21 protein-coding genes are annotated in these 20,805 nt (G+C 68.3%); 8 read left to right on the top strand and 13 right to left on the bottom strand.

From position 1 onward, the window contains the following. Positions 1-77 precede the first annotated feature (77 nt). Together ACP690_RS01195 and ACP690_RS01190 are read left to right on the top strand one after the other, a co-directional pair. Complete coding sequence (locus ACP690_RS01195) at positions 78-1,751, top strand: M28 family metallopeptidase (protein ID WP_426259879.1); 1,674 nt, start codon at positions 78-80, stop codon at positions 1,749-1,751. A gap of 142 nt (positions 1,752-1,893) precedes the next feature. Further along, entirely contained in the window at positions 1,894-2,709 is an 816-nt protein-coding gene (locus ACP690_RS01190) for an NAD(P)-dependent oxidoreductase (protein WP_426259878.1), read from the top strand. On the opposite strand, the gene ACP690_RS01185 is transcribed toward ACP690_RS01190, so the two are convergent. Together ACP690_RS01185 and ACP690_RS01180 are read right to left on the bottom strand one after the other, a co-directional pair. Next, positions 2,622-3,554: a DMT family transporter gene (locus ACP690_RS01185; RefSeq protein ID WP_017980380.1), complete on the bottom strand. Its 933-nt coding sequence runs from the start codon at positions 3,552-3,554 to the stop codon at positions 2,622-2,624. The two genes, ACP690_RS01190 and ACP690_RS01185, sit on opposite strands and share 88 nt — an antisense overlap. Continuing rightward, complete coding sequence (locus tag ACP690_RS01180) at positions 3,551-4,552, bottom strand: threonine aldolase family protein (RefSeq protein WP_426259877.1); 1,002 nt, start codon at positions 4,550-4,552, stop codon at positions 3,551-3,553. Before ACP690_RS01180 ends, ACP690_RS01185 begins: the two co-directional genes overlap by 4 nt. 96 nt (positions 4,553-4,648) lie before the next feature. On the opposite strand from ACP690_RS01180, the gene ACP690_RS01175 reads away from it, so the two are divergent. Next, positions 4,649-6,451 carry a DUF885 domain-containing protein gene (locus ACP690_RS01175; protein WP_426259876.1) on the top strand — a complete coding sequence of 601 codons (1,803 nt, stop codon included), beginning with the start codon at positions 4,649-4,651 and terminating at the stop codon, positions 6,449-6,451. Positions 6,452-6,455: 4 nt separating this feature from the next. On the opposite strand, the gene ACP690_RS01170 is transcribed toward ACP690_RS01175, so the two are convergent. Together ACP690_RS01170 and ACP690_RS01165 are read right to left on the bottom strand one after the other, a co-directional pair. Beyond that, positions 6,456-6,764 carry a hypothetical protein gene (locus tag ACP690_RS01170; RefSeq protein WP_426259875.1) on the bottom strand — a complete coding sequence of 103 codons (309 nt, stop codon included), beginning with the start codon at positions 6,762-6,764 and terminating at the stop codon, positions 6,456-6,458. A gap of 67 nt (positions 6,765-6,831) precedes the next feature. Further along, positions 6,832-9,030 carry a transglycosylase domain-containing protein gene (locus tag ACP690_RS01165; RefSeq protein ID WP_426255518.1) on the bottom strand — a complete coding sequence of 733 codons (2,199 nt, stop codon included), beginning with the start codon at positions 9,028-9,030 and terminating at the stop codon, positions 6,832-6,834. 133 nt (positions 9,031-9,163) lie between these two features. Here ACP690_RS01165 and ACP690_RS01160 point away from each other — a divergent pair, with 133 nt between their 5' ends. Next, positions 9,164-9,748 (top strand): NADPH-dependent FMN reductase, encoded by a 585-nt coding sequence (locus ACP690_RS01160; RefSeq protein ID WP_017980384.1) that lies wholly within the window; start codon positions 9,164-9,166, stop codon positions 9,746-9,748. A 6-nt stretch (positions 9,749-9,754) separates the two neighbouring features. Here ACP690_RS01160 and ACP690_RS01155 read toward each other — a convergent pair whose 3' ends face one another. The 6 genes from ACP690_RS01155 to ACP690_RS01130 all read right to left on the bottom strand — a co-directional run bounded on the left by ACP690_RS01155 (position 9,755) and on the right by ACP690_RS01130 (position 13,654). After that, a complete protein-coding gene (locus tag ACP690_RS01155; RefSeq protein ID WP_043060971.1) occupies positions 9,755-10,375 on the bottom strand; it encodes a MarC family protein in 621 nt (206 codons plus the stop codon). After that, positions 10,372-11,238: a bifunctional methylenetetrahydrofolate dehydrogenase/methenyltetrahydrofolate cyclohydrolase FolD gene (gene folD / locus ACP690_RS01150; RefSeq protein WP_294210778.1), complete on the bottom strand. Its 867-nt coding sequence runs from the start codon at positions 11,236-11,238 to the stop codon at positions 10,372-10,374. Before folD ends, ACP690_RS01155 begins: the two co-directional genes overlap by 4 nt. Further along, complete coding sequence (locus tag ACP690_RS01145) at positions 11,235-11,537, bottom strand: DUF167 domain-containing protein (protein WP_426255516.1); 303 nt, start codon at positions 11,535-11,537, stop codon at positions 11,235-11,237. Before ACP690_RS01145 ends, folD begins: the two co-directional genes overlap by 4 nt. A gap of 10 nt (positions 11,538-11,547) precedes the next feature. After that, entirely contained in the window at positions 11,548-11,859 is a 312-nt protein-coding gene (locus ACP690_RS01140) for a YggT family protein (protein WP_017980388.1), read from the bottom strand. A gap of 69 nt (positions 11,860-11,928) precedes the next feature. Next, positions 11,929-12,828: an acetylglutamate kinase gene (gene argB, locus ACP690_RS01135; protein WP_043060974.1), complete on the bottom strand. Its 900-nt coding sequence runs from the start codon at positions 12,826-12,828 to the stop codon at positions 11,929-11,931. 145 nt (positions 12,829-12,973) lie between these two features. Beyond that, complete coding sequence (locus ACP690_RS01130; protein WP_063689782.1) at positions 12,974-13,654, bottom strand: queuosine precursor transporter; 681 nt, start codon at positions 13,652-13,654, stop codon at positions 12,974-12,976. A gap of 372 nt (positions 13,655-14,026) precedes the next feature. Here ACP690_RS01130 and egtB point away from each other — a divergent pair, with 372 nt between their 5' ends. Next, positions 14,027-15,283 carry an ergothioneine biosynthesis protein EgtB gene (egtB, locus tag ACP690_RS01125; RefSeq protein WP_426259874.1) on the top strand — a complete coding sequence of 419 codons (1,257 nt, stop codon included), beginning with the start codon at positions 14,027-14,029 and terminating at the stop codon, positions 15,281-15,283. Continuing rightward, entirely contained in the window at positions 15,283-16,260 is a 978-nt protein-coding gene (gene egtD, locus ACP690_RS01120) for an L-histidine N(alpha)-methyltransferase (RefSeq protein ID WP_294313707.1), read from the top strand. Before egtB ends, egtD begins: the two co-directional genes overlap by 1 nt. Positions 16,261-16,282: 22 nt before the next feature. On the opposite strand, the gene ACP690_RS01115 is transcribed toward egtD, so the two are convergent. Both ACP690_RS01115 and ACP690_RS01110 read right to left on the bottom strand, forming a co-directional pair. Beyond that, a complete protein-coding gene (locus ACP690_RS01115) occupies positions 16,283-17,350 on the bottom strand; it encodes a DUF1176 domain-containing protein (RefSeq protein WP_426259873.1) in 1,068 nt (355 codons plus the stop codon). A gap of 11 nt (positions 17,351-17,361) precedes the next feature. Further along, positions 17,362-18,207 carry a CPBP family intramembrane glutamic endopeptidase gene (locus tag ACP690_RS01110; protein ID WP_426259872.1) on the bottom strand — a complete coding sequence of 282 codons (846 nt, stop codon included), beginning with the start codon at positions 18,205-18,207 and terminating at the stop codon, positions 17,362-17,364. A gap of 92 nt (positions 18,208-18,299) precedes the next feature. Between ACP690_RS01110 and ACP690_RS01105 the strand changes: the two genes are divergently transcribed. After that, the gene (locus tag ACP690_RS01105) at positions 18,300-19,169 is read left to right on the top strand and encodes a 3-hydroxybutyryl-CoA dehydrogenase (RefSeq protein WP_426260018.1); all 870 of its coding nucleotides are present in this window, start codon (positions 18,300-18,302) and stop codon (positions 19,167-19,169) included. Positions 19,170-19,180: 11 nt separating this feature from the next. Further along, complete coding sequence (locus ACP690_RS01100; protein ID WP_017980396.1) at positions 19,181-19,327, top strand: hypothetical protein; 147 nt, start codon at positions 19,181-19,183, stop codon at positions 19,325-19,327. Positions 19,328-19,398: 71 nt separating this feature from the next. Here ACP690_RS01100 and ACP690_RS01095 read toward each other — a convergent pair whose 3' ends face one another. Then, entirely contained in the window at positions 19,399-20,718 is a 1,320-nt protein-coding gene (locus tag ACP690_RS01095; protein WP_426259871.1) for an amino acid permease, read from the bottom strand. Positions 20,719-20,805 lie beyond the last annotated feature (87 nt).

Genomic DNA, 20,805 nt, shown 5'->3' with positions numbered 1-20,805 from the left:
TTGCGGCCTTTTCCGGTATCTTGTCACCCGCGGCGGTGCCGTTACGCTGGCACGATCGATAGTCGGGACTTTCCAGCATGATCCGTATTCCTAGCGCGCTTGCCGCGCTGACCCTCGTCGCGTCCGCTCCCGCCCAGACCGGCCCTACCAAGATGGCCGCGGCCGACACCGCAGCCGTCCTGCCGGCCGATCAGGCCGCGATGCGTGCACATGTCATGTTTCTCGCCTCCGATGCGTTGCGGGGGCGGGAGGCGGGGACGCCGGATTACGACGTCGCCGCGCAGTATGTCGCGGCGCAATTCCAGGCGGCGGGCCTGCGCCCGGCGGGCGATGCCGGCAGCTACCTGCAACAGGTGCCGCTGACGATCTACAAAGCTGCCAGCGAAGGCACGATGCGCTGGACCGACGCAGCAGGCCGCGCCCGGCCGCTCGTGTTCGGCACCGATTATATCCCCAGCCCCAACCCGGCGCGCGCCGAGACCAGCGTCACGGCGCCGGTCGTCTTCGCCGGCCGCGGCATCGTCGCGCCGCAATTCGGCGTCGACGACTATCGGGGCATGGATGTGCGCGGCAAGATCGTCGCGATCTTCGCCGGATCGCCGACGCGCTTTCCCGGCGAAGAGCGTGCCTATTTCGGCTCCGCCGCCACCAAGGCGCAGATCGCGGCGGCCCGCGGCGCCGTCGGCATCGTCATGCTGGATGCCCCGCGCGCCGGTCCGCGCCAGCGTCCGTTCGCGGCGCTGGTCGGCGGCTATGCCTCGCCCAAGACCACCTGGGCCAAGCCCGACGGCACCGGCACCAGCGCCGCACCCACCACCCCGGTGCTCGGCACGCTGAGCCAGGCCGCCGCCGCGACCCTGTTCGAGGGCGCCGCGACGCCCTGGTCGGCGATCGTCGCCGAAGCGCAGCGCGCCGACCCGACCTACACGCCCGTCGCGCTCAGTGGCACGCTCGCGGCAACGACGCGAACCAGCTTCACCCCCGCCGCCAGCAGCAACGTCGTCGGCATCGTCCCCGGCACCGACCCCATGGTCGGCAAGGAGGTCGTCATCCTGTCGGCGCACCTCGACCATATCGGCGTCTCGCCCGCCCGCCCCGACGACGCGCCCGGCCGCGATCGGATCAACAACGGCGCGCTCGACAATGCGATCGGCATCGCCAGCCTGATCGAAGAGGCCAAACGCTTCGCCACGGCGCCCACGCGCCCCAAGCGGACGGTGATGTTCCTCGCCGTGACGGGCGAGGAGAAAGGGCTGATCGGATCGAGCTATTTCGTCGATCATCCCACCGTGCCGCTCCAAACGATCGTCGCGGATATCAACCTCGACATGCCGGTGCTGCTCTATACGTTCGAGGATATGATCGCTTTCGGTGCCGACCGTTCCAGCCTCGGCCCGATCGTGACAAAGGCGGTGAACGCGATCGGCATCGGCCTGTCGCCCGATCCGATGCCCGAACAGGGGTTCTTCACCCGTTCGGATCACTTCAACTTCGTCAAGAAGGGCATTCCCTCGCTGTTCCTGTGGCCGGGGGTCAAGGGCGCCGGCGCCAAGCCGTTCGAGGATTTCCTGGAGCACTGCTACCATCGTCCCTGCGACGACCTCAGCCAGCCGATCCTGTGGGATCAGGGCGTCCGCTTCGTCGCGACCAATTACGCCATCGCCCGCGCCGTCGCCGACGCGCCACAGCGCCCGACGTGGAACAAGGGCGATTATTTCGGCACCACCTACAACGGCCCGATGGCGCAGTGAGTGGCCCCTCCTTCTCGTCACCCCGGACTTGGTCCGGGGTCCACCGGGCCGCAAGGGAACGGCAAGTGGCGCCAGCCGTCCCCCTAGCCGCAGAGTGGACCCCGGACCAAGTCCGGGGTGACGGAGCATGCGGGGAAACCCCATGCTCCTGATCTTCGGCCTCGGCTACACCGCCGCCCGCATCGCCGCCGCCTGGCCGGACGCAACCATCGGCACCACCCGCGACGGCCGGAACGGCACGCTTCGCTTCGACGACGAACCCGCCGTCCGCGCCGCGCTGGCCACCGCCACCCATGTCCTGTCCTCGGTCCCGCCGGAGGGGGACGCCGACCCCGTCCTGTCCCGCTACGGCGATGCGCTGCACGACCGCTGGCTCGGCTATCTGTCCTCGACAGGGGTCTATGGCGACGCGGGCGGCGCCTGGGTCGACGAAACCGCCCCCACCGGCTCGGGCCGCCGCTCCGCGCGCACCGCCGCCGATGCCGCCTGGCTGTCCCGCGGCGCGCATGTTTTCCGCCTGCCCGGCATCTACGGCCCCGGCCGCTCGCCGCTCGAGCGCGTGGCAGAGGGTCGCGCCCATCGTGTCGGCCTGCCGACCCAGGTGTTCAGCCGCGTCAATGTCGACGATATCGTCACCGGCGTCCTTGCCGCCCGCAATGCCCCGCCGGGCGCCTATAATCTCGCCGACGATCGCCCCTGCCCGCAGGACGACGTGGTCGCCTTCGCCGCCGGGCTGCTCCGCCTTCCGCCGCCACCGATCGTCGCGCTGGAGACGCTCTCGCCGATGGCACGCGCCTTTTACGCCGAGAACCGCCGCGTCGCGAACGGCAAGGCCAAACGCCTGCTCGGCTGGCGCCCGGCCTATCCCGATTACCGGTTGGGCCTGCGCGCGCTCAATGCGATGACCAGTCCGATGCCGGCCAGCCCCGCGCCCGCCGCGGCGAGCGGCGACCAGTGATAATCCTCGAACAGCGTCGACAGCAGCATCGCGATGACGGGGACGATGACGCTGGAATAGGCCGCCTTGGCCGGCCCGATCACGCGCAGCACGCGGTAATAGAGCGGGAAGGCGAAGGCCGAGCCGAACAGCCCCAGATACAGGATGCCCGCCCAATAACCCGCGCGCATCTCGACCACCGGTGGTCCGGTCAGCGTCCAGGCGACCGCCCCGTCGATCGCCGCCCCGATCAGCATCGCGACCGCCAGCGTCGACAGCATCGGATAGCGTTTCGCGGTCGGCGTCGCCTGCAACACGTTGGCACCGGACGCCGACAGGATCGCGATGGCAGTAAAACCGATCCCTGCCAGCGTCGCCGCGGCGCCCGCCGGTCCGGTCCGCGCTTCGTGCAGGAACAGCAGCGCGATGCCCGCCATCGCCACGGCGGACCCGGCAATCAGCTGCCGCCCCATCCGCTGGCCGAGAAACAGGCGCGCCAGCAGCGCATTGGGCACGAGCAGCATCGCGAACACCACCGCGACCAGCCCCGACGTGATGTAATGTTCCGCCCGATAGACGAAGTTGAAGTTCAGGCAGAATTGCAGCAGCCCGACCGCGCCCGCGAACACCCAGCCGCGTGTATCGAGCGCCCACCGTTCGCCTTTCACCGTCGCGACCAGCGCCATCGCGATCCCTGCGACGATGAAGCGATACGTCACCGACCAGCTCGGCGGCACGACGCCCAGCTGATCGCGAATCACCAGCCATGTCGATCCCCAGATCAGCGTGACGATGGCGAACGGGATCAGGATCGCGGCCCGGGTCGATTGTGGCGGCGGCGCCCCTCCCGTCACGGTGTCGCTCACAGCGCCGCGATCGCCTTGGCGAGTGCCGCGACATGATCCGCCGCGCTGTCCCACGCCGTTACCAGCCGGATTTCGCCGGGCGCCCAATCGTAGAAATCGAAGCCCTGCGCCCTCAGCGCCGCCGCTTCCTCGGGCGTCACCCGCAGGAACACCTCATTCGCCTCGACCGGGTGGACCAGCCGGCCGCCAGCCGCTGCCGCGAGTGCGCTGGCGCAGGCATTGGCGGCGCGTGCGTTCGCCAGCCACAGGTCGTCCTCCAGCATCGCGATCACCTGCGCGGCGAGATAGCGCCCCTTCGAAAACAGCAGCCCGGCCCGCTTGCGGCGATAGCGGGTCACGTCGGCAAGGTCCGGGCGGAAGAAGACCAGCAGTTCCGCACTCATCGCGCCGTTCTTGACGAAGCCGAAGCTCAGCGCGTCGACGCCCGCTTGCCACGTCACCGCGGCGGGCGTGCAGCCGAGCGTCGCCACCGCATTGGCGAAGCGCGCACCGTCCATGTGCAGGCCTAGACCCCGGCGCTTCGCCAGCGTGCCGATCGCCGCCACGTCGTCCGGCGTGTAGACCCGGCCATATTCGGTGGCGTTGGTGATCGAGATCGCATGCGGCTGCACACGGTGGACGTCGTTGGGGATCGCATCGGCCACCGCCGCGATCGTCTCGGGCGTCACCTTCGCACCGTCACCGTCGGCCAGGAACAGCTTGGCGCCGTGGGTGAAAAACTCCGGCGCGCCGCCCTCATCGTTCTGGATATGCGCGTCGCGGTGGCAGATCACCCCGCCATGCGGCGGACACAGCGCGGCGAGCGCGAGGCAGTTGGCCGCGGTCCCGGTCGGCACCCACAAGGCCGCGACATCCGTGCCGAACAGATCGGACAGACGCGCATCGAGGCTGCGCGACAGGCCATCGCCGTCATAGGCGGTATCGAGGCGGTTGGCGTCGGCCATCGCCGCCATCACGCGGGGATGCACGGTCGCGGCATTGTCGGAAAAGAAGCGCATGCCCCTGCCTTGCGGCGCAACGGGGTACAGCGTCAACCATGGCTATCGCATCCCCGCCCGGCCTTGCTAAGTGGCGCTGTAGAAGGGGATTTATAGATGCGTTTTCTTGCTGCGGCCTTGCTGCTCGCCTCCGTCGCCGCGCCGGCCCTCGGCCAGGCACTGCCGCCGCCCGCCCCGCTGCCCGGCGATGGCGCGGAGGACATGAAGCTCAAGCGCCTATTTTACGACAGCGACGAACGCGATCTGGCGCTGAACCCGATCAGTGCGATCTTCCGCGGCGACCTGCGCTATGCGGATCGCTTCGGCGATTACATCAGCGATCCCGCGACCGCGCGCGACAAGCGTAATCTCGAATCCGACCTCGCCGCGCTGAAGGCGATCGACCGGTCGAAGCTGACCCGCGTCGACCAGCTCGCCTATGACGTGTTCCGCAACCAGGCGGAGATCAACCTGCGCGGCTATGCCCCCGCGATCCAGGCGGTCGACCGGCTGCTGCCGATGGATCATTTCAGCGGTTTCCAGACCTTCTATCCCGATTTCGCGGGCGGCAAGGGGGCGGCACCGTTCAAGACGGTCACCGATTACGAGAACAATCTGAAGCGCAACGCCGGCTATGCGGCGCTATACGATCGCGCGATCGCCCGCTTCCGCGAAGGCATGGCGAAAGGCGTCGTCCAGCCGCGGCTGGTCGTCGAGAATATGATCGCGCAGTTCGACGCGCTGATCGCGCAGGGCGTCGAAGGATCGGTGTTCTACGCGCCGGTCACGATGTTCCCCGCCAGCATCTCCGCGGCGGACCGGCAGCGGTTGACCGCGGCCTATGCCGCGCAGGTTCGCGACGTCATCACCCCGGCGCACACGCGCATGCGCGATTTCCTGAAGACCGACTATCTGCCCAAGGCGCGCGCGACCGTCGGCCTGTCGGCCCTGCCCGGCGGCGCGGCGCTCTATGCCTATCGCATCGAGCAGAATACGACGCTGCCGCTGGCGGCCGAACAGGTCCACCAATTGGGCCTCAGCGAAGTCACGCGCATCACGCGCGAAATGGAGGCGCAGAAGACCGCTGCGGGCTTCACAGGCACGCTGCCCGCCTTCTTCGACTATCTCCGCACCGAAAAGCGCTTCCAGCCAACGAGCGCCGAAGCCGTCCGCGAAGGCTTTGAGGCGATCGGCAAGCGCATCGACGCCCGCGTGCGCGAACAGTTCGGCGTCATCCCCAAGACGCCGCTCGAGATCCGGCCGGTGCCCGATTACCGCGCGAAGAGCGATGCGGCAGGCAGCTATCAGGGCGGCACCCCCGACGGGACGCGGCCGGGCGTCTTCTACTACAACACCTATGACCTGCCGGTCCGCTACACCTGGGGCATGGAAACGCTGTTCCTGCACGAAGCGGTGCCGGGCCATCACTTCCAGATCAGTCTCGCGCAGGAAAATGCCGCGCTGCCCGCCTTCATGCGCTTCGGCGGCAACACCGCCTATGTCGAAGGGTGGGCGCTCTATGCGGAAACGCTGTGGAAGCCGCTGGGCATGGAAACCGATCCCTACCAGCGGATGGGCGGCCTGAACGACGAAATGCTGCGCGCAATGCGCCTCGTCGTCGACACGGGAATCCATGCAAAAGGGTGGAGCCGCGAGCAGGCGATCGACTACATGCTGACCCACTCCGCCATGGCAAAGACGGACGCGACCGCCGAGGTCGAACGCTACATCGCCATCCCGGGGCAAGCGCTCGCGTACAAGATCGGCCAGCTCACCATCCTGAAACTGAAAGCGGAAGCACAGGCCAAGCAGGGCGCATCCTTCGACCCGCGCGGCTTCCACGCCGCCGTCCTCGACAGCGGCGCGCTGCCGATGCCGGTACTGGAGGATAAGGTCCGCGCGTGGATGGCGACGAAGTAATGGATCAGCGGGCCGGGCCGGGATCATTCTCGGCCAGGAACCGTCCGACCATCTGACGCACCGTCTGATTGGGAATGCCCTCATAGGCCGCATTGAAGTCGTGGCCGGCATAAGGGAGAGGGCACCACCGGATCGCATTCCCCCGGCGGCCGAGCGCGGCGAGTTGGTGGCCGCCGGCTATCGGCAGGATCGGGTCGTCCTCCGCCGCTAGGATCAGCGTCAGTGAGCACGGGCTGGCACAGTGAACGGTGACCGGAAAAGATGGGCCGACATCAGCCGGAGCTGCACCGGCTGCATCGTCCCTCCGCGTCATCGCCGCAGGAGTAGTTTGTAAAGCCGAAGGTTGGGCTGATTCATCGAAATGCCTTGGGCCGTCCGGATCATTCCCGTTCGCCACCCTCATCACCCCGTGCACGCGGCTCGCGAGGCTCTCGTGGGGCATCCGGTTCGCGGTCGCGGCCGGGCGTGATGCTGATGCTGCCGTCGCGCCCCATCTTCATCTGCAGGCCCAGGCCGTCGAGCGTTCCTTCGACCTCCGGCCCCGCCTGGTCGATCATGTCGCCGACGGGGTCTTCCGGCCCGACGATCGTTTCGGGATCGCTGGCATTCTCCTCGACCACCACCGGTGCCTGTGGCGGCGCGAGGCCGAGCGCGGAAACCATGAAGTTCCGCCAGATTTGCGCCGGTACGCCGCCGCCGTGCAGGCCAGGATTGGGCGAGCTGTCGTCGTTGCCGACCCAGACACCGACGACCAGATCGCCGGCAAAGCCGATAAACCACGCATCGCGGCTCTGTTGCGACGTGCCGGTCTTGCCATAAGCGTCCGTGCTCAGCACGGCCTCGCGTCCCGTACCGCGCAGCGACGACGACAGCAGGTCGAGCATCTTCTCGCGGATGTCGTCGGGCATCTTGGTGGTGCCGCCGGTCAGCGATTCGTACCAGCTCTTGTTGTCGCCCGTTTCTTCCAGCCCGCGCGGTCGCACCGGATATTGGCCGTTGGCGATCGCCGCATAGGCTGCGGTCAGTTCGAGCAACGAGACTTCCGCCGTGCCGAGGCCGATCGTCGCCTCGTTCGGGATCGGCGTCGTGATGCCCAGGTCGCGCGCCGCCTTGATGACGTTGCGCACCCCGACTTCCTGCGTCAGCCGAGCCGCGACCACGTTGGACGAACGCGCGAAGGCACGGCGCAGCGGGATGGGCCCCAGATAGCGCCCATCGTCGTTCTTCGGCTTCCACCCGGCGATCTCGACCGGCGTGTCGTCCGCCATCGTGTCGGGCGTCATGCCCTTCCGCATCGCGGCAAGGTAGACGAACAGTTTGAACGTCGATCCGGGCTGTCGCTGCGCCTGCGTCGCCCGGTTGAACGGGCTTTTGGTGTAATCCTTGCCGCCGACCATCGCGACAACGCGGCCGTCGCGTCGCATCGCGACCAGCGCCACTTGCGCCTGCCGCAGCCCCGCCTGCCGCACGACACGTTCGGCGGTGCGCTGCAATCGGCGGTCGAGCGTCGTCTTCACCGTCGCTTCGGTCTTGATCTCGCCCGCCTGGTCGCGCGCCTGCGGCAGCACCCAGTCGGCAAAATAGGTGCCGCTCGGCAGGCTCGTCGGGCGGCTCGCCAGCACGCGCTGCGGCTGGACATCTGCGGCTTCGGCCTTGGTCAGGAACCCGGCATCGACCATCGCGCGCACCACGACCATCTCGCGCTTGCGCGCACCTTCCAGATTGCTCGTCGGGGCAAGGCGCGAGGGCGCCTTGACCAGCCCCGCCAGCATCGCCGCCTGCCCGATATTCATCTTTTCCGGTTCGCGGCCGAAATAATGTTTCGACGCCGCGCGCAGGCCATAGACGTTGTCGCCGAAATAGACGTTCGACAGATACCGCGACAGGATTTCATCCTTCGACAGCCACGCTTCCAACCAGAAGGCGATCATGACCTCGCGGATTTTGCGCGCCGCGGTGCGGTCTGAGTCGAGAAAGGCGTTCTTGGCGAGCTGCTGCGTGATCGTGCTGCCCCCCTCCCGCACGCCGCCCGATCCGACGTTGTGGACGAAAGCGCGCAAGATGCCGCGCGGATCGATGCCCCAGTGCGACCGGAAGCGCCGGTCCTCGATCGCCAGAAACGCCTCGGTGACGTGCGGGGGAAGCTTGGCGGCGTCGACCGGCTTGTCGATGATCGCCCCCCGCCGGGCGATCGGCGTGCCGTCGTCCGCGGTCAGCGTAATCGACGGCGGCGTCGGCGGCTGCAGCGACTTGCTGAGTGGCGCGGTCACGGCGAGCCAGCCGATCGCGATGACCAGCAGGACGATGCCCGCGGCGATACCGCGCAAAATCCAGCGGCCGATATGGCGAGGCCGACGGGGCGGCGGCTCTGCCACGGCGTCCTGTTCGGAATCGAGGAAGGCGTCGAACCGCCCGGCGTACCGATCCTCGTCCGGCGCCCGCGCCTCGTCGCGACGCCAGCGCGGCGCCGATTCGAAGCGATCTTCCCCGTCGTCGAGGTCGTAGCGCTGGCCGATGCTGCCGCGGCGGTTGGTATCGATCGGTTCGTGACGCATCGGCTCGTCCCAGCGGTCAGCCATGACGTGTATTACTATCCTATAACAGCACGCGCAAGGGCCGGACGCTGTGGGGGAGGTGCAGGCCCATTTACCCTTTTGCAGGCGCGAACGCCAGCGGCTGGCGCAGGCTCGCGGGGAGCGCTATCGCGGGGTCATGACCCAGCAGCCCTCCTCACCCCCGCTCGTCGTCGGTATCGGCGGCACGATCGGCGGAGTTTCCTCGACCGAGCGCGCGTTGCGCATTGCGCTCGACGCGGCGGAACGCGAGGGCTTTGCAACGCGGATGTTCGGCGGCGCCGACATGGCGCGCCTGCCGCTCTACGATCCGCGCGCGACGAGCCGGACGGAGGACGAACAGGCGTTCGTCGCCGCGGTGCGCGGCGCATCGGCGGTCATCATCGCCAGCCCGGGCTATCACGGCAGCATCTCGGGCGTGGTCAAGAACGCGCTCGACCTGCTGGAGGAAACCGCGCGCGACGAACGCCCCTATCTCGCCGACCTGCCCGTGGGGCTGATCGCCACCGCTTATGGCTGGCAGGCGACGGGATCGACGATTGCGGCGCTGCGCTCGATCGTCCACGCGTTGCGCGGCTGGCCGACGCCCTTTGCCGCGGCCATTAACACGCAGATCACCAAATTCGATGACGAAGGTGGCGCGAGCGATCCCGCCGTCTACGATCAACTGTGCCTGATCGGTCGTCAGGTCGCCCGCTTCGCACCGCTGGTGGCGCCGCGATAAAGCCGATCAGCGCAGGCTGACCTGCAACCCGTCCATCACGAACTGCACCGCCAGCGCCGCCAGCAGAACGCCGAGCAGACGCGTGATCACCGCCTCGATCCGCGTACCGAGCAGCCGCATCAGCGGCCCCGCGGCGAGCAGCGCGACCAGCGTAAGCAGCAGGATCGTCACCATCGCGGCCAGCACGACCAGCGTCGCTTCCAGCCCGTTCGTACGCGCCATTAGCAGCATCACGGTCGCGATCGATCCCGGTCCGGCGATCATCGGCATCGCCATCGGGAAGATCGACACGTCCTCCACTTCCGGATCGGCGGCGACCTCCGCGGCGCGATCCTCGCGGCGCTGCGTGCGCTTCTCGAACACCATTTCCAGCGCGATGAGGAACAGCATGATGCCGCCCGCGATGCGGAAGCTCGCCAGGCTGATGCCCAGGCCGTGGAGCAGTTTCTCGCCGAACAGCGCGAAGACGAACAGGATCGCGCTTGCTACGCCGACCGCGCGGATGGCCATGCTGCGGCGCTGCAGCGGCGACGCGCCCGACGACAGGCCGGCATAGATGGGTGCGCACCCCGGCGGGTCGATCACCACGAAGAAGGTGATGAGCGACGAGACGAACAGCTCGATCACGATGCGACGCTCACGCCCTCGCGGCGGCAGGCGGATATGTACGTGTTGCGGATCAGACAGGCGATCGTCATCGGACCGACGCCGCCGGGGACCGGCGTGATGGCGCCAGCCACGTCCTTGGCGGCAGCGAAATCGACGTCGCCGACCAGCCCCGTCTCGGTCCGGTTGATGCCCACGTCGATCACCGTCGCGCCCGGCTTGATCCAGTCGCCCTGGATGAAATGGGGGATGCCCACCGCCGCGACGACGATATCGGCGGCCCGGCAATGCGCCGCGACATCGCGCGTGCGGCTGTGGACGACGGTGACGGTGCAGCTTTGCTGCAACAACAGCTGTGCCATCGGCTTGCCGACGATGTTCGACCGACCGACGACCACCGCCTCCATGCCCGACAGGCTGGGATGGATGTCGCGCAGCAGCATCAGACAACCCAGCGGCGTACAGGGCACGAACCCCTCCGCACCGATCGCGAGGCGTCCCGCGTTGACCGGGTGAAAACCGTCGACGTCCTTGTCCGGATCGATCGCGAGCAGCACCGCTTCGGCATCGATATGCTTCGGCAGGGGCAGCTGAACAAGGATGCCGTCGACGGTCGGATCGGCATTCAGCCGCCGTACCAGAGCCAATAAAGCATCCGCATCCGTGTCGGCGGGCAGGCGATGCTCGAAGCTCTCCATCCCGGCCTCACGCGTCGCCTTGCCCTTGGAACGGACATAGACCGACGACGCCGGATCCTCGCCGACCAGGACGACGGCTAGGCCGGGCGCCCGGCCGGTCGCGTCGCGGAAGGCGGCGACATGCGCGGCGGTGCGGGTACGGAGCGCAAGGGCGTGCGCCTTGCCGTCGATGATCGTGGCGGTCATGGCGCCACGTCATAGAGGGCGGCAGCGGTTTTCGCCAGCACGGCCGCATCCCCCGCAACATGCAGCCGCTTCAATCGCGCGGTGTCTCCGCCGATAAGCGCGACCGCGCGCTTCGGAACGCCGAACCGGTCCGCCACCAGCGCGAGAAGCGCCGCATTCGCCTTGCCGTCGACCGGTGCGGCGGCCAGTCGCGCGGCAAAATGATCTTCGGTGGCAGCCAGTAAGGCATCGCGCCCACTACGGGGTGTCACTCGAACGGCAAGGACGATGCCATCGTCGCGCACCGTCCAGGCGGCCATCGGCGACGCCTCAGGCCGCGCCGTTGGTCAGGATCGCAGCGGCGATATTGGGGAGGAGGACGGAGTCTAGGATGCGGATGATGATTAGCACCGCGAGCGGCGCCAGATCGATTCCATTTATGTTGGGCAGAACGCGGCGGAGCGGGCGGTAGAGCGGCTCCGTCAGCGAATCGAGCCCGTAGTGCAGCGAGCGCACGAAATTGTTCGACGTGTTGATGACGTTGAACACGATCAGCAGCGACAGCACGAACTGGACCATGATGATCCACCACAGCACGTCGAGCAGGATCATGATGATCTGAATCAGGGAAAGCGCGACCACGCCTGGGCTCCGGATTATGGGTAGAGGCCGGACCTAGCGATTAAACCCGGCGCGGCCAAGCGCTGTCGGTCAGGCGTGGACCAACGTCCCCGCGCCCGCCGAGGTGAAGATTTCGAGCAGCATCGCATGCGGCACCCGCCCGTCGAGGATCACCGCGGCGTCCACACCCGCCTCGACCGCGGCGACGCAGGTATCCACCTTGGGGATCATGCCGCCCGAGATCGTGCCGTCCGCCTTCAGCGCCGCGATGCCCGCAGGGTCGAGGTCGGTCAAAAGCACCTTGTCCTTGTCCAGCACGCCCGCGACGTCGGTGAGCAGGAAGAAGCGCGAGGCACCCAGCGCCGCGGCGATCGCCCCCGCCATCGTATCGGCGTTGATGTTGTAGGTATGCCCGTCCGCACCCAGAGCGATCGGCGCGACGACGGGGATGATGCCGCTGGCCGACAGCGTGTCAATGATGGTGCGGTCGACCGCCACCGGTTCGCCGACGAAGCCCAGATCGACGTGACGTTCGATCCCCTGCAACGTATCGGGCGTGTCGCGCCCGACCTTCATCGCGGTGACGAGGTTCGCGTCCTTGCCCGAAATGCCGACCGCGCGGCCCCCCGCCTGCCCGATCCAGGCGACGATTTCCTTGTTGATCGATCCGGCCAGCACCATTTCGGCGATGCGCGCGGTTTCGGCATCGGTGACGCGCAGGCCGTCGATGAAGCGCGATTCGACCCCAAGCCGCTTCAGCATCGCGCCGATCTGCGGCCCGCCGCCGTGGACGACGACGGGATTGATGCCGACCGCCTTCAACAACACGACGTCTTCGGCGAAATCGCGCGCCAGTTCCGGATCGCCCATCGCATGGCCGCCGTATTTCACGACGAAGGTCTGACCGGCATAGCGCTGCAGATAGGGCAGAGCCTCGGTCAGCGTTTCGGCCTTGGCGAGCAGGGCAGCGGTGGCGGCGGAGTCGGTCATGCGGCGGCCTTTAGCGGTCCGAGGGCGGTCCTCATAGTCCTGCCGCCGGACCGACGCGCGGCGGGTCATAACGGGCGGCGTCGCTGACCGCCCCCTCCGTCAGCTTCGCTGCCACCTCCCCCTGGCGGGGGAGGACTTGGGGAACTTAGGCCTGGCGGTCGAGCCGCTTGCCGAGGCCGACGAACACGTAGATCAGCGGCGGCACGAGGAGCGCCGAGAGCACGACCTTGACGATCATCTGCCCGGCCAGCAGCTCGCCGATCGGGAAGACGCCGGCGAAGGCGATGGTGACGAACAGCAAGGTATCGACGATCTGGCTGAGCATGCTGGCGATGCCGGCACGCAGCCAGAGGAGGCCGCCGCCCTCGCGCCCCTTCAGCGCCGCGAAGATCGTGACGTTCAGCGTCTGCGAGATGCCATAGGCGACGATTCCGCCCAGCCAGATGCGCCACGTACCGCCGAGCACGAGTTGGATAGCATCGCGATTGGCCGGCTGCATCTCGGGCGCGGCGGGCAGCGCATGGACGATGAACGACAACAGGATCGAAACGATCAGCGGCACGAAGCCGATCTGCACCAGCCGGTTGGCGATGCTGCGCCCGTGCAGTTCGGCCATTGCGCTGGAGGTGACGACGAGCAGCAGAAAGGCGAAGATTCCCGCCTCCACCGCCAGCGGCCCCAGCCCGACCAGCGGACCGAGCGCGGACAACGGCCCCAGCGCCACCTGCTTGTTGCCGAGCACGCCCGCGATGCAGACCATGCCGCCGTAGAAGATCGAAAAGGCGAAGAGCGAGCGCGGGATCGGCGCGGCGTGGGTGTCGTCCATCGCGCGGACCCTATCGGCTTTGGCGCGCGCGTCAAAGGGATTGGCGCGTGTGACGGGTTCGGCGGCCTTTGCTTTCAAGAGGCTGGGGCAATCGCCGTGCGATGGGGCGGGCTGGTCCTCTCCCGCCGGGGATGGCGCTGTGGGAGGCGGGACGGGAGAGGCGGACAGGGGCCGGAGCGCTGCGCTGACCTCCCCCTCCGTCATGCCTTCGGCATGCCACCTCCCCCTGGCGGGGGAGGACTTAGCATCGCTCCGGATATCGATCGGGACGAATCCACTTTATCATCGGCTCGGCGCAACTCTTTGAGCTGTCATGCGCTTCAGCATCTTGCGCGCGCGTGACGGACGCGCCTTGCGCAGGAGGGGCCGGCCATGTTGAAGATCGCACCCGGCCCCGACGCCGCCCTTGCCGCACGTTATGATCGGGTCCGCGCCCTTACCGTCGCGTTGACCGCGCCGCTCTCCGACGCGGACGCCAGCGTGCAGTCGATGCCCGATGCCTCGCCGGCCAAATGGCATCTCGCGCATACGACCTGGTTCTTCGAAACCTTCGTGCTCCGCGATCACGTGGACGGCTATGTGCTGCATGACGAACGCTTCCCGTTCCTGTTCAACAGCTATTACGAGGCGGAAGGCCGCCGCCATGCACGCGACCGCCGCGGCATGATCACCCGGCCAACGCTGGACGAGGTGCTGGCCTATCGCGCCTATGTCGATGCGGCGCTGCTATCGGCATTGCCCGACCTGCCCGATGCCGCGTGCGAGCTGGTGGCGCTGGGCTGTCATCACGAAGAGCAGCATCAGGAACTGCTCGTTACCGATATCCTGCACCTGTTCGGTGAAAATCCGCTGGAGCCCGCGCTGTGGCCCGCTGCGCCCAAGGTGCCGGTCGCCATGCCCGGGCCGATCCGCTGGATCGAGCGCGATGCGGGAATCGTCCGCGTCGGGCACGATGGCGATGGTTTCGCCTTCGATTGCGAGGGGCCGCGGCACGATGCGTTGCTCGCCCGCCATGCGATCGCCGACCGCACGGTCACCAATGGCGAATGGGCGGCGTTCATCGCCGACGGCGGCTATGCGGACGCGGGGCACTGGCTTGCCGACGGTTGGGCATGGGTGAAGGCGAACGGTATCGCCGCGCCGCTGTATTGGGAACGGCAGGACGGCGTGTGGACGCGCTTCGGCCTGGACGGGCGCCGGCCGATCGATCCCGCCGCGCCGGTGACGCACGTCAGCCTGTACGAAGCGGACGCCTATGCCGCCTGGGCTGGCGCGCGCCTGCCGACCGAATTCGAATGGGAGGCCGCTGCGCAAGCAGCCGACGCGGCGGGTGGCAACCAGATGGACGCCGCCGGCCCGGTCGAGCCGCGCCCCGCCGCCCCCGGCGATCCCGCCTTTTTCGGCGACGTGTGGGAATGGACGGGCAGCGCCTATCGCCCCTACCCCGGCTTTCGCACCGTCGACGGCGCGGTCGGCGAATATAATGGCAAGTTCATGAGCGGGCAGTTCGTGCTGCGCGGCGGCAGCTGCGCCACGCCCCGCGGCCATGTGCGCCCCTGCTATCGCAATTTCTTCTACCCCCACCAGCGCTGGCAATTCACCGGCGTCCGGCTCGCCAAGGATATCTGATGCTGAAGCCCGAAATCGAGGACGGTCAGGCGAGCCTCGCCGATCCGCAATTCCGTGCCGACGTGCTGTCGGGGCTCGAGCGGCGCCCGCGCGCGATCCCCGCGCGCTGGTTCTACGATCGCCGCGGATCGGAGCTGTTCGAGGACATCACCGTGCTGCCGGAATATTATCCGACGCGCACCGAAACCGCGATCCTGGAAGAGATCTGCCCCGAGGTGACCGAGGTCGTCGGCCGCGGCCGCGCGGTGGTGGAGTTCGGGTCGGGATCGTCGACCAAGACGCCGCTGCTGCTGCGCTGTGCCGCGCCGTCCGCCTATGTGCCGATCGACATTTCGGGCGATTTCCTGCGCGAATCCTCGCGCGTGCTCAGCGAGGCCTTCCCCGATTTGACCGTGCTGCCGTTCGAGGCGGACTTCATGCGGCCGCTGACGCTGCCGGCCGAGGTGGCGGACACGCCGAAGCTCGGCTTCTTCCCCGGTTCGACGATCGGCAACATGATCCCGCTGATGGCGGTCGACCTGTTGCGCGCGATGCGCGCGTCGCTGGGCGAAGGCGCGATGCTGCTGATCGGCATGGACCGGATCAAGGACGAAAGCACGCTGGTCGCCGCCTATGACGATGCGGCGGGCGTGACGGCGGCGTTCAACCTCAACCTGCTGGACCGGATCAATCGCGAGCTGGACGGCACGATCCCGGTCGACGCCTTCGCGCACGAAGCGCGCTGGAACGACGATCGGGCGCGGATCGAGATGCATCTGGTGGCGCAGCGCGACGTCGCCTTCACCATCGAAGGGCGCCCCTTCGCCATCGGTGCGGGCGAAAGCATCCACACCGAGAACAGCCACAAATACGCCTCGCGCGATGCGCGTATCCTGCTGCGTTCGGGCGGGTGGACGCCGATCCGCGAATGGACCGACCCCAAGGGGCTGTTCGGCCTCTACCTCGCCGAAGCGCAGCCGGAGCGGCCGGCGCCGTAAGCGCGCCAGCCGCCGCAAGGCGTCACGGCCGCATCGTCGCGCGCCATGTCGCGATATAGTCGGTGTTGCCGCGGCATTCGCTCATCTCGTCCTGCGACACCAGACGATAGCGGCTGCCGTCCCACGCGAAGGTCTGGCCCACACCGCAATCCCCCAGGCCACGGCCCTTGGCGTAACTGGTCAGGACGTTGCGGTCGAAATCACCGTTGACGACGCTGTGGACGGGGGTCTGCGAATCCGCGCCGGTCGCGTCGAAGCCGGCGGGCGCGTCGGTCTGCGCCGGGCGGACGTCGGTGCCGCGGACGACGAACAGCGCGCCGATGACGTTATACGCCCCCGCCGAACAGGGCTGGATCACCAGCAGGCGACCGTCCGGCGTCCTGGCGACCGAGGGGGTCGAGTCCATCCCTTCGGACAGGTCGCACCGGCCGATCCGCTTCATCGTTGCGACGACGGATGCTGACAGCTTGGCGGTATAGGGCGTCAGCCGCTGTGCGGCGACGATCGGCAGCGCCGGTGCGGGCGGCACGCTCGCTGCGGGCTTGGCGCCCTTCGCGACGGTGGCCGTCACGGTCCCGGCGCGCCCCTGCATCGCATCGATGTAGCGCAACGCGGCCGAGGCACCCTTCAGCGAGATCGTGCCGCCGGGCACCTTCAGAACCCGACCGTTCGCCATCGCGGCGGCGAGGGCATTCGCGTCGCGGCCAAGATCACGACCGTCGACGGTGAAACGGGCCGCGGGCGTGCGCCCCGATGCATCGGTTACGCCCTCCCCCGACATCGCATGATAGCGACCCTGCGGGCCCGGGTCGCGCGTGAGGTTGAGCGTCGCGCCCGCACCGGCACCATCGTCGGGCAGCAGCGACGCCATGGTGCACACCAGCCCATTGTCGCAGCCGACCTGCCAGTCGCCGAACGTCTTGAGCACGCCGGGTTTCGGCGTGACCGGCGCACCCGTCTTCGCCGTCGCGGGCGCACGTGCCGCCGTGCGGGGCGTGGCCTCCGGCGTCCGGGTTGGCGTCGCGTCGGCCTGCGGCTGGCTGGAGCAGGCGGCGAGCATCAGGGCGGCGAGGGCGACATGGCGGGTCATGATGGTTCTACTCAGCGAACGGGTTCCCGGTTCCAACGCCGCAACGCCGCCCGCAGCACCACGACGAAGATGACGAAGCCGACGATCACCGCGGGCAGCGACGCTTCGGGTCCGAAGGCGCCGCCGCTCAGCCAGTCGGGGCTGCCCTGCACCGGCGCGCTGACGAACAGGCTGCCCGTATCGGTGCCTCCGGAGACGCGCGCACCGAACACTGGCCCCTGGACGAAATTCCACGCGGCATGCACCCCCACCGCCATCCAGATGCGTCCGGTGACGAGGTAGAAAGCGGCGAGCATCAGCCCCGCCTCCACCGCGATCGCCAGCGCGGCGACCAGCGTCGCATTGGGGTTGGCGAGGTGCATCGCCCCGAACAGCAGCGCCGAGATCGCCAGCGCCGGCCACAGGCCGCCCGCGCGCATCAGCAGGCGGAACACGACGAGGCGCAGCAGCAATTCCTCGGCAAAGCCGGTGCGCAGCGCCCAGACGATGTCGGTCGGCCAGTCGCCCCATTGGCCGGGCGCGAGCGTGTAGACGCCGAGCAGGCGCAGGCTAGTGAAGACCAGCGCGAACATTCCCGCCCCGATCGCGAGGCCGGCGACCAGTTCGGGCAGCAGCGGCCGGGCGGCGATCTCCACCGGCGCGCGCCGCTCGCCGTAGCGGACCGCCAGCGCATAGACCGCATAGGCGACCAGCACCGATCCGATCCGCACTGCGTTACGATAGGCAGGCGCCGCATGCAGCCAGCCGGGGAAGAGCAGGACGCTCATCACCGCGAACAGCGCGACCATCCAGCCGAGCGCCGCCAGCCACCGCCATCGGCCCGGCCGCAGCAGGCCGCTATCCCCCAATATGATCATGCCCCTCTCCTCTGTGCGCGCGAGCCTATCCGGCTGGCAGGCGGCGGGAAAGCGGCTATGGCGAACGGCAAAGCGATCGATGGAGAGACATGATGCAGGCAGTGGGTGTGATCGGTGCGGGCCAGATGGGCGCTGGCATCGCGCAGGTGAGCGCGGCCGCGGGCTATCGCGTGATCCTGTCCGACGTGTCGGTCGAGCGCGCCGAGGCGGGCAAGGCGGGGATCGCCAAGCTACTCGCCCGTGCGGTCGAGAAGGAGAAGATCGACGCCGCGACGCGTGACGCTACGCTCGATCGGATCGAGCCGGTGGGCGACGTCGCCGCGATGGCGCCTTGCGGCCTCGTCATCGAGGCGGCGACCGAGCGTGAGGAGATCAAGCGGGCGATCTTCGGCACCGTCGGCAAGGTGCTCGGGCCGGATGCGATCCTCGCGTCCAACACTTCGTCGATCCCGATCACGCGGCTGGCGCAGGCAACACCCGATCCGGCGCGGTTCATCGGCGTGCATTTCTTCAATCCGGTGCCGGTGATGGGCCTGATCGAGGTGATCCGCGGGCTTGCGACGTCGGACGCCACCGTCGGCATCATCGAGGATTATGCCGAGCGGCTGGGCAAGGCGGTGGTCCGCGCCAACGATGCGCCGGGCTTCATCGTCAACCGCGTGCTGATGCCGATGATCAACGAGGCGATCTTCGCGCTGGGCGAAGGCGTCGCGACGATCCGCGATATCGACCTCGCCTGCCAATTGGGGCTCAACCATCCGATGGGACCGCTGACGCTGGCCGACTTCATCGGCCTCGACACCTGCCTGGAGATCACCCGCGTGTTGTTCGAGGGCACCGGCGACCCCAAGTTCCGGCCGGCGCCGCTGCTGGTGAAGTATGTCGAGGCCGGCTGGTACGGCCGCAAGACCGGCCGCGGCTTCTACGACTACAGCGGACCGCAACCCGAGCCGACGCGCTGAGGAGACCGGACATGAGCCTGGACGACACGATCGTCGACACGCCCGAAGGTCCGATGACCTTCAAGGAATGGAAGAAGAAGAACCCGGTGCAGCTGCCTTCGCGCCGGACCAAGGGCAAGGATTTGCCCAACAAGGTGAAGACCCGGACGGGGGAATGACCCCGTTTTCCGTCATCCCGGCGAACGCCGGGATCCATGGACTCGATGCCGTCGATTGGCGCGTGCTACGATCAGCCTCTCGTATCCATGGATCCCGGCGTTCGCCGGGATGACGAAGGTGGGCGCAAGCATACCCAATACACCCCCGCCAGCACCGCCAGCACCGGCACGCCATAGACCAGCGTCAGCGCGAAGGCCGCGGTGAAGGGCGTCGTCGCCAGGATCGCGAGGATCGCGCCTGCGCCGGCGAGGCTCACCCACGGATAGCCCCACATCCGGAACCCCGCCGGCGGCCCGTGCCGCCGCCGGAAGGCGAGGTGCGTGACGAAGATCATGCCCCAGGTGAACAGCGCGCCGAAGATCGACACGGCGATCATCACGCCCAGCGCCGCATCGGGCCGCCACGCATAGACGCCACCCGCCACCGCGATTCCAGCCGCCGACACGAGCAGCGCCGCCACCGGCACGCCGCGCACATCGACCGCGCCCAGCCGCCGCGGCGCGAGGCCGCTGTCGGCGAGGCTAAACAGCATGCGCGAGGCGGTGTAGAGCTGGCTGTTCATTGCCGAGAGCGCCGCGACCAGCACCACCGCATTGATGACCCCTGCGGCATAGGGCAGGCCGCTCGCCGCCATTACCGTCACGAACGGGCTGGTCGCCGTGCCGGCCTGCGTCCACGGCAGCACCGCCAGCATCACCGCGAGGCTGCCTAGGTAGAAGAGCGCGAGGCGCAACATCGTCGAGCGGAAGGCGCGGACGATCGCGCGCTCCGGATCGCGTGCCTCGCCGGCCGCGACCGCGATCATCTCGATACTGAGGTAGCTGAAGATCGAGACGATCACCGCGCTCCAGATACCGCCGATACCGTGCGGCGCGAAGCCGCCGTGGGCGGTGTAGTTCGCCAGCCCGACGCCCGGTGCGCCGCGGCCGATCACCCACAGGCCGAGCGCGATGAAGGCGAGGATCGCGGCGACCTTGATCGCCGAGAACAGATATTCGACCGCGCCGAACGCCCGCACGCTGACGAGGTTGACGCCGAGCAGCGCGAGGCCGAACCCGCCGATCCACCATGCGCCGGCGACGTCGGGCAGCCAGTAACGCATGTAGATCGCGACCGCGGTCACCTCCGTCCCGATCGCCAGGATGATGCAGGTGACATAGGCGTAGCGGACCAAGAAACCGGCGAAGCGGCCGAGGTAGCGTTCGGCGAACAGGCCGAACGATCCGGTCGCCGGATCGGCGACGGTCATTTCGGCGAGGCAGCCCATCAGCGCCAGCGTAATGAGGCCACCGATCGCATAGCTGACCAGCACCGCCGGCCCGGCGAGCTGGATCGCGAAGCCGCTGCCCAAGAACAGCCCGGTGCCCACCGCCCCGCCGATCGCGATCATCGCCAGCTGGCCCGGCCCAAGCGTGCGCTTGAGGGCTTTTTTGGAACCCTGCGGAAGAGCGGGGTTCCCGGCGGTGCCGGCCCGCTC

The sequence above is a fragment of the Sphingomonas sp. DC4900 genome (assembly GCF_049896485.1).
GTDB classification, from domain to species: Bacteria; Pseudomonadota; Alphaproteobacteria; order Sphingomonadales; family Sphingomonadaceae; genus Sphingomonas; species Sphingomonas aquatilis.
This window is presented reverse-complemented; position numbering and strand designations above follow the sequence as displayed.

Excerpts from the sequence above, each read along its gene's own strand:
- folD (WP_294210778.1), bottom strand. The coding sequence starts at position 11,238 with ATGACCGCCACGATCATCGACGGCAAGGCGCACGCCCTTGCGCTCCGT.
- ACP690_RS01170 (WP_426259875.1), bottom strand. The coding sequence starts at position 6,764 with ATGACGCGGAGGGACGATGCAGCCGGTGCAGCTCCGGCTGATGTCGGC.
- ACP690_RS01100 (WP_017980396.1), top strand. The coding sequence starts at position 19,181 with ATGAGCCTGGACGACACGATCGTCGACACGCCCGAAGGTCCGATGACC.
- ACP690_RS01160 (WP_017980384.1), top strand. The coding sequence starts at position 9,164 with ATGACCCAGCAGCCCTCCTCACCCCCGCTCGTCGTCGGTATCGGCGGC.
- ACP690_RS01145 (WP_426255516.1), bottom strand. The coding sequence starts at position 11,537 with ATGGCCGCCTGGACGGTGCGCGACGATGGCATCGTCCTTGCCGTTCGA.
- ACP690_RS01095 (WP_426259871.1), bottom strand. The coding sequence starts at position 20,718 with ATGATCGCGATCGGCGGGGCGGTGGGCACCGGGCTGTTCTTGGGCAGC.
- argB (WP_043060974.1), bottom strand. The coding sequence starts at position 12,828 with ATGACCGACTCCGCCGCCACCGCTGCCCTGCTCGCCAAGGCCGAAACG.
- ACP690_RS01105 (WP_426260018.1), top strand. The coding sequence starts at position 18,300 with ATGCAGGCAGTGGGTGTGATCGGTGCGGGCCAGATGGGCGCTGGCATC.
- ACP690_RS01130 (WP_063689782.1), bottom strand. The coding sequence starts at position 13,654 with ATGGACGACACCCACGCCGCGCCGATCCCGCGCTCGCTCTTCGCCTTT.
- ACP690_RS01175 (WP_426259876.1), top strand. The coding sequence starts at position 4,649 with ATGCGTTTTCTTGCTGCGGCCTTGCTGCTCGCCTCCGTCGCCGCGCCG.
- ACP690_RS01110 (WP_426259872.1), bottom strand. The coding sequence starts at position 18,207 with ATGATCATATTGGGGGATAGCGGCCTGCTGCGGCCGGGCCGATGGCGG.
- egtD (WP_294313707.1), top strand. The coding sequence starts at position 15,283 with ATGCTGAAGCCCGAAATCGAGGACGGTCAGGCGAGCCTCGCCGATCCG.
- ACP690_RS01195 (WP_426259879.1), top strand. The coding sequence starts at position 78 with ATGATCCGTATTCCTAGCGCGCTTGCCGCGCTGACCCTCGTCGCGTCC.
- ACP690_RS01115 (WP_426259873.1), bottom strand. The coding sequence starts at position 17,350 with ATGACCCGCCATGTCGCCCTCGCCGCCCTGATGCTCGCCGCCTGCTCC.
- ACP690_RS01190 (WP_426259878.1), top strand. The coding sequence starts at position 1,894 with ATGCTCCTGATCTTCGGCCTCGGCTACACCGCCGCCCGCATCGCCGCC.
- ACP690_RS01165 (WP_426255518.1), bottom strand. The coding sequence starts at position 9,030 with ATGGCTGACCGCTGGGACGAGCCGATGCGTCACGAACCGATCGATACC.
- ACP690_RS01180 (WP_426259877.1), bottom strand. The coding sequence starts at position 4,552 with ATGCGCTTCTTTTCCGACAATGCCGCGACCGTGCATCCCCGCGTGATG.
- egtB (WP_426259874.1), top strand. The coding sequence starts at position 14,027 with ATGTTGAAGATCGCACCCGGCCCCGACGCCGCCCTTGCCGCACGTTAT.